Below are 13,652 nucleotides of genomic sequence, written 5' to 3' on the forward strand. Positions count from 1 at the left end.
TCAACAGGCGGTGATCGAGGTCTTCTGGCCGAACGATACCGGAATGAAAGGTGTTAATACACGTCCCAACAACAAACTCAATTCAGCATGACTGGTCAGCTGCGGATCATCACAGGCATTGCCGCGATCGTGCTGGTCGCGGGCGCGGCGGCGGCCTTTGCCGTCGCCTGGCGGCCGCAGATTGCCGCGATTGCGCCGCCGCGGGCCGATACCTTCGACCCTGATGTGGTCAAACGCGGCCGCGAACTCGCCGCGATCGGCAATTGCAACACCTGCCATACCGTGCAGGGCGGCGCGACTTATGCCGGCGGGCTCCCGGTTCCAACGCCGTTCGGCATCGTCTTCTCATCCAACATCACGCCGGATGCCGAAACCGGCATCGGGCGCTGGCCGGAGGAGGCGTTCGTCCGCGCGATGCGCTCGGGCGTGGCGCGCGATGGCCAGCATCTCTACCCGACCTTTCCTTATGACCATTTCACCAACGTCTCGGATGCGGACGACCGGGCACTGTATGCGTTCCTGATGACGCGGCAGCCGGTCCACGCGTCGCCGCCGGCGAATCAGCTTTCGTTCCCGCTCAACTATCGACCGCTGATTGCAGGGTGGAAGCTGCTGTATCTGCGCAGCGGCGATGCCCCTCAGGACTCGGCGAAGGGCGCGGAATGGAACCGCGGCGCCTATCTGGTGGAGGGGCTCGCGCATTGCGGCGCCTGCCACACGCCGCGCAACGCGCTCGGCGCCGAGCGGCTGAATGCGCAGTTCGCCGGCGGCGAGGTCGACAATTGGCACGCCTACGCGCTGAACGACACCTCGCACGCCCCGGTGCGGTGGACCGCCGACGCGCTCTACGCCTATTTGCGCCACGGCTGGCAGGCCGATCATGGCACCGCGCGCGGGCCGATGGCTGAAGTGGTCGGCAATCTGGCGACGGTGCCCGACAGCGACGTGCGGGCCATCGCCGTGTACATGGCCGATATCTCGGGCACGCCGGCGCCGGATCGCAAGCGGCCGGCCGACGTCGTCGCACAATCGTCTTCCGATGATGCGGCACAGACCCATGCGGCCGGCGCGGCGATCTATGCCGCGGCGTGCGGCTCCTGCCATGAGGGTAGCCGGACGCTGCCCTATGGCGGCGTCAATCTCGCGCTCAGCACGGCGATCGCAAGCCCCGACCCGCGCAATCTCCTCAATATCGTGCTGTCGGGCGTCGGCGCCGTCGAAGGCGAGCGCAGCCCGATCATGCCGGGCTTCGCCAGCAGCATCGATGATACGCAGATGGTCGCGCTCACGGCCTATCTGCGCGAGCGGTTCGGCAAGCGGCCGGCGTGGGCCAATCTCGACAAGGCGGTGCGCGATGCGCGGGCGGTGCAGGCCACGTCGCTTGCGGCGCGCGACACGCCAGCGGAATCCAGACAGCGAGGCAAGCCATGATGACATTGAAGGTCAATGGCAGGGATCATCAGGTCGATGCGGAGCCGGATACGCCGTTGCTCTATGTGCTGCGCAATGATCTGGCGCTCAATGCCGCCAAGTTCGGCTGCGGGCTCGGGCAATGTGGCTCCTGCACGGTGATCGTCGACGGCAAGGCGGTGCTGTCCTGCGTCACGCCGCTGGTCCTGGTCGAGGGCAAGCAGGTGACGACGCTCGAAGGGCTCGGCACCGTGGCCGCGCCGGCGCCGATCCAGCGCGCCTTCATGGAGGAGCAGGCGGCGCAGTGTGGCTACTGCATCGCCGGGATGATGATGCGCGCGCAGGCGCTGCTGATGCGCAACCCGAAGCCATCGGATGCGCAGATCCGCGCCGAGCTGGAGCCCAATCTCTGCCGCTGCGGCACCCATATGCGCATCCTGCGCGCGGTGCACCGCGCCGCCAGGTTGATGGATACGGCCGACGCCGCAAGCGACAGGAGCGTCCGATGACCGCGCCGGTAATTCTCGATCGCCGCAGCGTGCTGGCCGGCGGCGGTGCGCTGATTGTCAGCTTCTCGCTGCGCCATGCGGTGGCGCAGGAGCAGAAGGCTGCGCAGGGCCCGGCGTTGCCGGGCAGCCTGGCCAAAACGCCCAATCTGGATTCCTGGATCCGTATCGATGCCAATGGCCAGGTCACGGCCTTCACGGGCAAGGCCGAACTCGGCCAGGGATTCCGCACCGCGTTCCAGCAGATTGCGGCCGAGCAGCTCGATATTCCCTTCGATGCGCTGAAGGTGATCACCGCCGACACCAAACTCACGGCGAACGAGGGCTACACGTCCGGCAGTCATTCGATGCAGGACAGCGGCACGGCGATCCTGCATGCCGCGGCGCAGGCGCGCATGTTGCTGGTGGCCGAGGCGGCAAAGCGTTTCGGCTTGCCGCCCGACGGCTTGCGAACCGAGAATGCGGCCGTCATCGCTCCCGATGGCCGGCGTCTGGGCTATGGCGAGCTTGTCGCCGCGGACATGTTGCACGTCCAGGCGCAACCGACATCGAGCCTGAAGGATCCGGCGAGCTTCAAGGTGATGGGCCAGCCGGTGCCACGCGTCGATATTCCGGCCAAGGTCACGGGCGGCGCCGCCTATGTGCAGGACATGCGGCTTCCCGGCATGGTGCATGCGCGCGTGGTGCGCCCGCCGAGCTACGGCGCGCAGCTCGTGGAATGCGACACGGCCGCGATCGAGAAAATGCCCGGCGTGATTCAAATCGTGCGCGACGGCAACTTCCTGGCCGTGGTGGCGGAGAAGGAATTTTCGGCGGTCAAGGCCATGCACGCGCTGGCCGCCGCGGCGAAGTGGCGGGAGAGCGCGAAACTGCCGAACCAGCACGATCTGGCCAACGTGCTGACCACGCTGCCCTCTCAGGATTTCGCGATCTTGCAGCGTAGCGATCCCACGGTGAGCGGCGCGCGGTCGCTCGAAGCGACCTATGCGCGGCCTTACCAGTCGCACGGCTCGATCGGGCCGTCCTGCGCGGTCGCGCAATTCGTCGACGGCGCGATAACGGTGTGGACGCACACGCAGGGCGTCTATCCCGACCGGCAGGCGATCGCCGAGATGCTCGGCATGACGCCCGCCAGCGTCCGCCTGATCCATGTCGAAGGCTCCGGCTGTTACGGCCACAATGGCGCCGACGATGCCGCGGCCGACGCCGCGCTGATCGCCCGGGTGCTGCCAGGGCGCCCAATTCGGGTGCAGTGGATGCGCGAGCAGGAGCACGGCTGGGAGCCGTATGGTCCGGCGATGGTGACAAAATTGAGCGCGTCACTCACGGCCGACGGCAAGATCGCCGACTGGAATTTCGCGGTGTGGAGCAACACCCATTCGATGCGGCCGGGCGGCGCCGGCGCGCTGCTTGCGGCCCAGCACATGGCGCGATCATTCGCGGTGCCCGCACCAAAGCCGTTGCCGTTGCCGGAAGGTGGCGGCGATCGCAACGCGATTCCGATCTACAATTTTCCGAACGCGCATGTGATGCATCACTTCATCCCCGCGATGCCGCTGCGGATCTCCGCGATGCGCGCGCTCGGCGCCTATCACAACGTGTTCTCGACCGAGAGCTTCATGGATGAACTGGCCGCTCTCGCCGGCGCCGATCCGGTCGAGTTTCGGCTCAGGCATCTCGACGATCAGCGGGGCCGCGCGGTGGTCGAGAAGGCCGCGGAGGAATTCGGCTGGACGCGCGGACAGCAGCCGCCGCGAAATCGCGGCTACGGCTTCGCTTTCGCGCGCTACAAGAATCTCGCCGCCTATTGCGCCATTGCATCCGAGGTCGAGGTCGATCGCGAAACCGGGCGGGCCCGGCTGGTGCGCGCGGTCGCCGCCGTCGACGCCGGCCAGGTCGTCAATCCGGACGGCATCACCAACCAGATCGAGGGCGCGATCGTGCAGTCGACCAGCTGGACGCTCTATGAAAGCGTCACCTTCGACGAGACAAGGATCACCAGCATCGACTGGCAGACCTACCCGATCCTGCGCTTCAATGCGGTGCCCGACAGTATCGCCGTCCACATCATCAACCGCCCCGGCCAGCCGTTCCTCGGCAGCGGCGAGACCGGGCAGGGCCCGGCCGCCGCCTCGCTCGCCAATGCCATCGCGCATGCAACCGGCAAGCGGCTGCGCGAGCTGCCGCTCAGCCGCAAACGGATCAAGGACGCGATCGACGCGTAATGCGGTCAAGCCGTTGCAGCAGGGGGAGCCGGGGGCGGCGTCATCGGCTCGACGTTGTAGGTCATCGGCATATTGATCGGCTTGTAGGCCGGATCCTTCTCCATGCGCTCCAACACCGAGGCATGGATGGTCGCGCCGTCCGCAATCGGCCGCGGCTCGCCGCGCGGCAGATAGAAGCCGAGGAAGGATTTCCGCTCCGACCATTCCTTCCATTTGTCGCTCTTCGGAATCCATTCAAGGATTTCCCAGGCGGCGGTCAGCGAATTGTGCAGCGGAGCGGTCGCGCTCGGCGGCACATAGTCGTGCTTGTGCGGCGGCAACGGCATCCCCCAGGCGAGATGATCGATCAGCGCCTGATCCATGTGCAGCCCGGCTGCCTTGGCCTGCTCGAGCATCCAGATCAGCGGAAACTTCGACGGCCCGCTCTGGTCTTCCGGATAGCCGCCCCCGACGTCGGAGTGCACGCCGGCAAACCAGACCTGGCGGATGTCCTGCTCCACCTCCGTTGCCGGATCGAATGGATCCGAGCGAAATTTCTGCGGCTCGATCCAGCGATTGAGTCGGAACATGCGCCTGCGCTCGTCGATCGAGATCGCCTGGCGGAAGTGTTTGACGCTGGAATTGGTGCGGGTGAACAGCAGCGTCTGCAAGTCGAACAGGAAATTGTCCTGTCGCGGCACGATGATCGAGGCCACGGTGTCCCAGACCCCGACGAACTCGATGTCGATATTGCGGCCGCCGGCAATCTGGCTGAAATGCCAAGCCTCCTTCAACGGAGCATAGTCGAACGTGCCGTCGGATTTCTGCGCGTCGGAGCTGGCTATTTTGTAGGTGCCGAAGGCGTAGCTCGCGAGGTCGAGCTGGTCGACGGGCAGCAGGCCCATCACATGGACGAAGGCCGCGAGCACGCGCACCGTGTAGGCACCGCGGCTGAAGCCGAACATCCAGACCCGGTCACCTGGCTCCCACGTTCGGCACAGGAACAGGTAGGCGCCGAGCGTGTCCTGGTCGAGACCGGCGCCGAAGGCCAGCCCGAACAGGCCGCGCATCTGCTGCTTGAAGCGGCCCCAGGCGTTTTGCAGGCCGATGGTGCCGAGGCCGGGGTGATAATAGATCCGCTGCCGGTCATTCTTGTCGGCGACGCGGAACAGCTTCAGCACGTTGGAAATATTGTCACCGATCTCGTTGCCGGTGCCGTCGCAGCAAATCACAATATCCTTCGGCATCCGTTGCCCTCGCGGCCGCCGTGAAAATTCGTGGCCTCTATGTACGGCAGAACGTGGTGAAAATTCAATCTCCAATTGAAGACGGTTCTGTGGCGGCGGCGTGACCGCCGGTGGTGCCGGGTAGCCGAAGCGCGATGCGCGTCGACGCTGCCTGCCGTTGGCTCTCGAATTGAATCTCGCCCCGGCCAAGGCTGCGCCAAGGACGGCGTCGCTTCAGCTCGCCGATGCCCGGCCGTGACGGAGTGTCCGTGAGAGACCCAATTGCGTTCGCGATGCTTTGGGCCAGCCGCCAATGGCGCTCTCAAAATTCAATTGCAACACTTCGGAAAAGATGGAAATCTGCTCGTCGATCATTGCTATATGCGTCGACATTTTCTCCCTTTCAGGGACTCCGCGGTGCACGCGATCATCTTTCCTGCGGCCTCCCGCAGTTTCCTCGACAACAACAGGAACGGGTCGGCATGAGCCCTCAAGCTCTCGTGACGGCCATTCTCTCGGCACTTGTGGTGGTGGCGTTCGGACTGTTCTGGTGGGTCGGCAGCTATTCCGATCGCGTGTTCACAAACAGGTTCCGAACCCGCTTTCCGGAGAAGACGCTCAGCTACACCGGCGACCAGCTCGGCGAGTTGGTGCAGTCCGATCTGCGGATGAAGTATGTCTTTCCGATCCTGTTTCCGCTCGACCTGATCGTGATGCTGGCGCTGGCGGGCGCGATGGGCGCGGCGTCATCGCACTGGCTCAGCCGGATCTACCCGTCCGCGGCGTGGCTCGGCCTGGTCGTGCCGGCGGTGTACCTGCTCAGCGATTTGATCGAGGACTGTCTCCTGGCATGGCTGCTGCTGCACGGCGACCCGCATGCGGCGGCGCGGTCTGTCTCGATCCTGAAGGCGATCACGACGATCAAGCTGGTCGGCATCTTCGCCTCGATCGCGCTGACATTGGCTGCGTTCGTCGGGTGGCTGTTCCACGGCGAGTCGCTTGCCATCTAAGTGCGGCCGGCGGCCTATTGATACGTCGCGACGATATCCGACACGGCGCGCTCGAGCTGCCGCGCGGTCGCGCATTGCCGCACCACGCTGCAGAAGGTCGCGTAGCGCGGCATCTCGGAATCGCCAAAGCCCCAGACCATGCGGCCTTCGGGGTTGAGCCAGACCAGCCGCTTGGAGCGCTCGCCGATACGGCGCAGGATGTCGGCGCGCGGATCGAGATTGTTGCTGCGGGCGTCGCCGAGCACGATCACCGTGGTCTGCGGCGTGATCGCGCTCATCCAATTGGCCTCGAAATCGGCGAAGGAATTGCCGTAGTCGGACGAGCCGAAGCCGACCTTGGACATGATCTCCTTCATCGCCTCTTCCGGCGATTTCGATTCCAGGATGTCGCTGACCTCGATCAGGTGGCCCGAGAAGGCGAATGAGCGGACGTCGTCCACCACCTCGTGCAGGCTGTGGATCAGGAGCAGGAAGAAGTCCGAGACGCGGGCGACCGAGCCGGAAACGTCGCACAGCGCGACGATCTTCGGCCGGTCGCGATGCTTGCGCTTCCAGGCGGTGAGGAAGGGGACGCCGCCCCAAGCCGCGTTGCGGCGCAGCGTGCGGCGGACGTCGAGATGACCGCGGCGCTGGCGCTTGCGCGGCTTGGAGTAGCGCTCGCGCAACCGGCGCGCGATCTGGCGGATCAGCGCGCGCATCTGCTCGACCTGCCGCGGCTCGATCCGCGCCAGCGGCGCGTTGCGCAGGATCTCGTTGCGCAGATTCTCCGCTTCCTCGCGCCCGTAGAGCAGCAGGGCCTGCGAGACCGCGTCGCGAACGGTGCCGCGCAGGCCGTTGAGCGCCTCCTGCAGCCGTTCGGCGAGCGCGGGATTGCGCGTGGTCTGGTCGTCGATGTCGTCGCGCAGGCGCTGGATCCCCATCGCATCGAGGATGCGGGTCTGGAAGATGCCGCGCTGGGTGAAGTAGCGGATATCCGGCAGCGAGGCGGCGCCGGAGGCGTTGGCGATCGCGCTCGATATCGCGGAGCGATCCTGCGACAGCAGCATCTGCGCCAGCGGCCCGACGTTCTCGCTGGCGGCGCCGCCCGACGCATCGCCATGCTCGTCGGCCGATGGGTTGGCACCGGATTCGCTGCCGTCGTCGGTCTTGCTCTGCTCGGCGTTCTCCTGCTGCGGCTCGGGCTGGCTGAAGAACAGGTCGAAGCATTCGCCGAGCGCGCGCTTCTCGTCCTGGGTCTTGGCCAGCGTCAGCAGGAAGGTGTCGCGCAGGATGTCGCGATCGGCAAAGCCGACCTGGGCGACCGCCCGCATCGCATCGATGCTTTCGGCGGGCGAGACCCGGACCCCGGCTCCCCGCGCCGCACGAAAGAAGCGATGCAGGTTCTCGCGCATCTTGGTTTAGCTGAACACGCCCTGGCGCGACGCCTTGGCGATGAAGGACGAAATCTGCGGTGTCGCGGCCTCGATATCGGCCTCGTATTTCAGGAGCACGTTGAGCGTGTCCTTGACGATCTCGTGGTCGAGCTCGCTGGCCTGCAGCAGCACCAGCACGCGCGCCCAGTCGATCGCCTCGCTGACCGAGGGCAGCTTCTTCAGGTCGAGCGAGCGGATCTCGTGGATGAAGCCGACCATCTGCTTGCGCAGCGTCTGCGAGATGCCGGGCACCCGGCTCTCGACGATGCGCTCCTCCAGCTTCTGTTCGGGGAAGCCGATGTGCAGATGCAGACAACGCCGCTTCAAGGCATCGCCAAGATCGCGCTCGCTGTTCGAGGTCAGGATCACGGTCGGCGGCGCCACCGCGGAGACGGTCCCGAGCTCGGGGATCGTGACCTGGAAGTCCGAGAGGATTTCCAGCAGCAGCGATTCGAATTCGGCATCCGACTTGTCGATTTCGTCAATCAGGAGCACGCAGCCGGCCGGCTGCTCCAGCGCCTGCAACAGCGGCCGCGGCTCGACGAATTCCTTGGAGAAGAACACATCGCCGAAGGTGTGGAGCTGGTCGAGCGCAGCCGCCAGCGACTGTGCGCCGCCGAGCACCTCGCCGAGCTTGTCCTTCAGGATCTGGGTGTAGAGCAGCTGCTTGGCGTATTTCCACTCATACAGCGCCTTGGCCTCGTCGAGGCCCTCATAGCATTGCAGGCGGATCATCTTCATGCCGCGCCATGCGGCGATCGCCTTCGCCAGCTCGGTCTTGCCGACGCCGGCAGGGCCCTCGACCAGGATCGGCTTCTCGATCTGCTGCGACAGATAGACCGCGGTCGCGATCTGCCGGCTCGCAATATAGCCTTGCGCGGCGAGGCCGCTTTCCACGGCCTCGATCGAGGCGGTGGGCCTGGTGTCAGCCACGAGGATCAGCTCCGAATTTGCCTTGAACTCGGACCTGTTCTGCGCCCGTTGCGGACAAAGCACAAGGCTCGTTTGGCCCGCATAGCGCATGGTTCCGGGGTATTCCGCCAAGCGCAATACGGGCTACGCTTGTTAGCGTGTAGTTCGAACCTCCCCTTGAAAAGGGGAGGTCGCTTTGCTCGCCAGAGCAAAGCGGGTGGGGATCTACTCTCTCCATCAACGCCGGCGTCTGCGGCTGACCCCCATCCCGACCTTCCCCCTTTCAGGGGGAAGGAGAAGAATCTCGTAGCCCGGCTACCGTCAACCCGCGCAGCTCTTCACGAAATCCTTGCGCTGCGGGCCCGTGATCTTTTGGTCGATGGCCTGCTTCAGGCAGTCGAGCCGCGCCTGCGCCATGCAGAGCTGCATCTGGTCGTGCCGCTCCTGACCCTTCAGCGCCTTCGCCGCGCTCTGGCAGGCCGCGCGCTTCGCGCCGGGCACGGGCGCCGCTGTCGACGCGCTCTGTTGCGCGGGAGCTGCCACCGGCGCTGTTGTGGGGGCTGATGTTGTCTGCGCGAGCGCTGCGACCGGGATCAGCAGCGAACCAGCGGAGACAAGGGCGACGACAAGACGTTTCATGGGAAGTGCCTCCGCGAGGCATGATCCGGAGAAGTGGACGTCGGTTTTCCGGAACGTCATGCTCAGACCAGGAAAGGGGTCACGATGCGATCGCGCCGTGACCCGGGGGGAGGCCGACAATTAGAAGCCGCCGCGTGAATGCGGCATGAACAGGCGCGTAGCCCGCTTCACCTCAGCGTGAGGCCGGTCGCGGCTTCAAGCTCGCCGATCGCCTGCGCGGCATTCGCGACCTTGATCGTGGTCATGCCCATCTCGCGCGCCGGCTTCAAATTGACGCCGAGATCGTCGAGATAAACGCAGTTCTTCGGGTTCACCTGCAGCGTCTCCACCATCATCTGGTAGATCCGTGGGTCGGGCTTGCGCAGGCCGATCTTCGCGGACTCGATGACGTGATCGAACAGCGCCATCACCTCGGCGACATAGAGCGCGCGTCCGCTGCGGCTGCCGATCGCGTTCGCCGGCAGGTTGTTGGTGATGCAGCCGGTCTTGAATTTCGCCTTGATGCGCTTCAGCGCCTCGACCATCTCGGGGCGCAGGTCGCCGGAGAGCAGCGGCAGCACGTCCTTGCCGCGCACCTCGGCGCCGAGCGCCGTCGATTCCGTGGCGAACAGCGCGTCGAACGCCTCGATATCGATCTCGGCGCGCTCGAACTTGGCCCAGGCGTTCTCGAGATGATTGGCGGCGTTGGTGCGGCGGATGATGTCGATCGGCAGGCCGCGCTCGGTCTCATAGCGCGCGAACGCCTCGAACGGCGAGGTGGTCAACACGCCACCGAAATCCCAGATCACTGCCTCGATCATGCTTTCCTGCCCAATGATGCGTTGCTTGAGGAGCGGCTAACACGGATCGCAGACCGGGACCAGCCCGATCCGGCGCTTGTTCGGTGCTCGTTCGGCGCTTGGCGACCCGCGCGGAGCGGGCTATTGCTTCGCCGATGAAGACATCCCGCCTGATCCTCGCCGTTCTCGTGTCGCTGGTCTGCCCTCCGGCTTTCGCCATCGTCGGCGGCGGCGCGCCGTCGACGGATGGCGTTGCGCGCTCCGTCGTCACGATCGTCGGCTCGCGCGGCAATTTCTGCACCGGTGCGCTGATCGCGCCGAAGGTCGTGCTGACCGCGGCGCATTGCGTGCAGCCCGGTGCCGATTACAAGATTGTCGAATATGGCGCGGACAGGCAGCCGAAGCTGCAGGACGTCAGGACGGTTGCGATCCATCCCGGCTTTCGGATGCAGGCGATGACCAATCATGTCGCGACCGCCGATGTCGCGCTGCTGCAGCTCGCGGCGCCGGCCGCAGGCAAGGCGCCGGCCGCGCTCGGCATGCCAAACATTCCGATCCAGGTCGGCGGCCGCTTCACCATCGCGGGCGTCGGCGTCACCGTGCGTGGTGACGGCAAGAGCGGCGGCGCCACCCGCGTCGCCGGCCTGATCGCGAGCGGCAAGCCCGGCACGTTGCAGATCCGTCTCGTCGATCCGGTCGGGCAGGGCGTGCGCGACGGGCTCGGGGCCTGCACCGGCGATTCCGGCGCGCCGGTGTTCGAGGACAAGCAGGGCGGCCCCGCAATCGTCGGCGTGGTGAGTTGGTCGACGGGACCGAACGGCGCCGCCGGCTGCGGCGGCATCACCGGCGTGACGCCGCTGACACTCTATCGCGACTGGGTGATGCAGACCGCGCGGCAGTGGGGTGCGAGCTTTTAGAGCGTTTTCAAGCGAAGTGGATACCGGTTCGCGTGAAGAAAACGCGTCAAAACAAGAATCTAGAGCCCCGTTCCGATTCCATCGGAACGGGAAAAGCTCTAGCGCGCGGTGGCGGTCGAAGCGCTGACGGGCTCAGAGTTCCGTCATCCCCGCGCAAAGGCTTCGCCTTTGTCGCTGGAGGAGCCGCGAAGCGGCGTCTCGAAGGATGCACGGCCACCAGCCGGGCCGTGCATCCTTCGAGGCTCGCTCCGCTCGCACCTCAGGATGACGGGGAAGGAAAAAGCGAGTATCGAACCCTAATGCCCCGCGGCCTTGTTCGCGGCGGCGTTGTTCAGCACGATCAGGCCGTCGACGGCGACGCCGAGCTTGCTGTTGATCAGGAACGGGTTGACGTCGATCGAGGCAATGCGGCCATTGGCGTCGGCCATCAGGTTGGAGAGCCCGACCAGCGCCTTCACTGCCGACGGCTCGTGCAGCGCGGGCTTGCCGCGATAGCCCTTCATCTTGACGCCGGCCTTGGTCCTGGCGATCAGCTCCTTCGCCTCGGCGGCGTCGAGCGGCGCGCCGGCGAGCGCGACGTCCTTCATCAGCTCGATATCGACGCCGCCGGTGCCGAACAGCACGACGGGGCCCATCTCGGCGTCGAGCGAGGCGCCCACCACGAGCTCGAGGTCGGCCTTGACCTGTTGCGCGATCAGGATGCCTTCGAGCTTCGGCTTGCCCTTCAGCTTCTTCACCCGCGCGGTGATGTCGTTGAACGCCTTCTTCACCTCGGCCGCATTGGCAAGGTTCAGCACCACGCCGCCGATATCGGATTTGTGCAGGATGTCGGGGCTGACCACCTTGGCGACCACCGGGAAGCCGATTTGCTTGGCGATCTTCACGGCCTCGGCCGCGGTCTGCGCAACCTCTTCCTTTGAGATCGGGATGCCGTAGGCCTTGAGCAGCTTCTTCGAGGCGACCTCGTCGAGCGCGGCGGCGCCGTTGGCGGCCTTCAGCGTCTTCTCCAGCACCGCGCGCGCCGATGCCTTCGAGCTCGACGCGATATCGGGCACCTCCTTGCGCAGGCCGGCATATTCGATCAGCGACTTGATCGCGCCGACCGCGCGGTCGAGGCCCTGCATGACCGCGATATCGGGCAGCGACTTGCGCAGTCCCTTGGTGAATTCGGTGAAGCCGATCGACATCGCGCTGATATAGATCACCGGCTTGTTGGCCTGGCCCGCCATCTCGTTGACGATGCGCAGATTTCGCTCGCGCAGCTCGTGTGGCGCCTTCGGCAGCTCGGCATCGATGATGACGATATCGGTGTCGGGATCGTCGATCATGATCTTGATCGACTTCATGTAGACGGAGGGATCGACCACCGCCGCGAAGCCGGCGTCGAGCGGATTGCCGACAATGCTGCCGGGGCCGAGCATCTTCGCCAGCTGCTCCGATGCGTTCGGGCTCAGCGGCGCGAAGTTCAGCCCGGCGGAATAGAACGCGTCGATCAGGAGGCCGCGCTTGCCGCCCGACAGCGACACCGCCGCGAGGCGATTGCCCTTCGGCGGATCGGCATGGACGAAGCACTCGGTGGTCTCGATCAGTTCATCCAGCCCGCGCACCCGGATCACGCCTTCGCGGGTCGAGATCGCATCGAAGGTCTCGATCGAGCCGGCGAGCGCGCCGGTATGCGCCATCGCCGCCGCGCGGCCGCCTTCGGAGGCGCCGAGCTTGAGCGCGATCACCGGCTTGCCGGCGGCGCGCGCGGCCTTGCAGGCATCGCGGAATACCTTCGTGTTCCTGACGCCTTCGAGATAGACCACGATGACGCGGATGCTCGGATCGGCGGCGAAATAGCTCATCAGGTCCGGGGTCTCGAGGCCGGATTCATTGCCGGTGGTGACCATGTAGCCGACGCCGACGCCGCGATCCTCCAGCGCCTGGCGGATCGCCATCACGATCGCGCCGGATTGGCCGGCGATCGCCACCGCGCCCCGCTCCATGGTGACGATGCGGTCGTCGATATTGGTGAACAGGTTCTCGCCGGCGCTGAGATTGCCGAGGCAATTCGGACCGGTGACCGCAAGCCCGGTCTCCTTGATCGCCTGCTTCAGCTCGACCGCGAGCCGCTGGCTCTCTTCATCCTGCAGCTCGCTGAAGCCCGAGGTGACGATGGTCGCCGAGCGTGCGCCGGCCGCGGCCGCATCGCGGATCACCTGCACGGCAAACCGGGCCGGCACCAGCACGAGCACATGGTCGGGTTTTTCGGGAAGGCTAGCGAAGTCCTTGTAGCAGGTGACGCCCCAGATCGCTTCGCGCTTGGCGTTGATCGGATAGAGGCCGCCAGCATATCCGTATTTGACCAGATTGTTCCAGATCCGTTCGGCGTAGTTGCCGGGCTTGTCGGTGGCACCGACCAGCACGATGTTGCGCGGATGCAGCATCGCGTGGATGCTCTTGACGATATCACTGGCGTCAGCGGGCGGCGCCCATTCGTGGGACACATGAGACGCGGTGCTTGCGAAAGCTTCCATGGAGCCTGCCCTTATCCTTGTTGTCTTTGTTTCCTCTGGCCACGGCGGATCACCGTGAGGCGCGCGATTTTTCATTGTTTTTATGGCGAGGGAAAGGGGGTAGCAACTCATGCCGGCG

11 protein-coding genes are annotated in these 13,652 nt (G+C 65.6%); 5 read left to right on the forward strand and 6 right to left on the reverse strand.

Annotation, left to right across the window (positions count from 1 at the left end; genetic code table 11):
• Positions 1–87: 87 nt before the first annotated feature.
• From J2R80_RS08570 to J2R80_RS08580, 3 genes are read left to right on the forward strand one after another with little or no spacing between them, the layout of a single operon-like run.
• Positions 88–1,431: a cytochrome c gene (locus J2R80_RS08570; RefSeq protein WP_076834853.1), complete on the forward strand. Its 1,344-nt coding sequence runs from the start codon at positions 88–90 to the stop codon at positions 1,429–1,431.
• Entirely contained in the window at positions 1,428–1,919 is a 492-nt protein-coding gene (locus J2R80_RS08575; protein ID WP_076834854.1) for a (2Fe-2S)-binding protein, read from the forward strand. Before J2R80_RS08570 ends, J2R80_RS08575 begins: the two co-directional genes overlap by 4 nt.
• Positions 1,916–4,141, forward strand: a complete 2,226-nt coding sequence (locus J2R80_RS08580; RefSeq protein WP_076834855.1) for a molybdopterin cofactor-binding domain-containing protein — start codon at positions 1,916–1,918, stop codon at positions 4,139–4,141. Before J2R80_RS08575 ends, J2R80_RS08580 begins: the two co-directional genes overlap by 4 nt.
• Positions 4,142–4,146: 5 nt before the next feature.
• On the opposite strand, the gene J2R80_RS08585 is transcribed toward J2R80_RS08580, so the two are convergent.
• Entirely contained in the window at positions 4,147–5,367 is a 1,221-nt protein-coding gene (locus tag J2R80_RS08585) for a DUF2235 domain-containing protein (protein ID WP_253638365.1), read from the reverse strand.
• 461 nt (positions 5,368–5,828) lie between these two features.
• On the opposite strand from J2R80_RS08585, the gene J2R80_RS08590 reads away from it, so the two are divergent.
• Positions 5,829–6,356: a hypothetical protein gene (locus J2R80_RS08590; RefSeq protein ID WP_229193034.1), complete on the forward strand. Its 528-nt coding sequence runs from the start codon at positions 5,829–5,831 to the stop codon at positions 6,354–6,356.
• Positions 6,357–6,370: 14 nt separating this feature from the next.
• Here J2R80_RS08590 and J2R80_RS08595 read toward each other — a convergent pair whose 3' ends face one another.
• The 4 genes from J2R80_RS08595 to J2R80_RS08610 form a co-directional block, all read right to left on the reverse strand.
• On the reverse strand, positions 6,371–7,747 hold the full coding sequence (locus J2R80_RS08595) for a VWA domain-containing protein (RefSeq protein ID WP_253588601.1): 1,377 nt from the start codon (positions 7,745–7,747) through the stop codon (positions 6,371–6,373).
• Positions 7,748–7,753: 6 nt separating this feature from the next.
• Complete coding sequence (locus J2R80_RS08600; RefSeq protein WP_371852197.1) at positions 7,754–8,764, reverse strand: AAA family ATPase; 1,011 nt, start codon at positions 8,762–8,764, stop codon at positions 7,754–7,756.
• A gap of 237 nt (positions 8,765–9,001) precedes the next feature.
• Positions 9,002–9,319: a hypothetical protein gene (locus J2R80_RS08605; protein WP_063790201.1), complete on the reverse strand. Its 318-nt coding sequence runs from the start codon at positions 9,317–9,319 to the stop codon at positions 9,002–9,004.
• A 167-nt stretch (positions 9,320–9,486) separates the two neighbouring features.
• A complete protein-coding gene (locus J2R80_RS08610) occupies positions 9,487–10,119 on the reverse strand; it encodes an HAD-IA family hydrolase (protein ID WP_253588602.1) in 633 nt (210 codons plus the stop codon).
• A 134-nt stretch (positions 10,120–10,253) separates the two neighbouring features.
• Between J2R80_RS08610 and J2R80_RS08615 the strand changes: the two genes are divergently transcribed.
• Complete coding sequence (locus J2R80_RS08615) at positions 10,254–11,015, forward strand: trypsin-like serine protease (RefSeq protein ID WP_057021193.1); 762 nt, start codon at positions 10,254–10,256, stop codon at positions 11,013–11,015.
• A gap of 296 nt (positions 11,016–11,311) precedes the next feature.
• On the opposite strand, the gene J2R80_RS08620 is transcribed toward J2R80_RS08615, so the two are convergent.
• Complete coding sequence (locus J2R80_RS08620) at positions 11,312–13,534, reverse strand: acetate--CoA ligase family protein (protein ID WP_253588603.1); 2,223 nt, start codon at positions 13,532–13,534, stop codon at positions 11,312–11,314.
• Positions 13,535–13,652: the final 118 nt, after the last annotated feature.

The organism is Bradyrhizobium sp. USDA 4541 (genome assembly GCF_024171085.1).
In the GTDB taxonomy this organism is placed as follows: Bacteria; Pseudomonadota; Alphaproteobacteria; order Rhizobiales; family Xanthobacteraceae; genus Bradyrhizobium; species Bradyrhizobium australafricanum.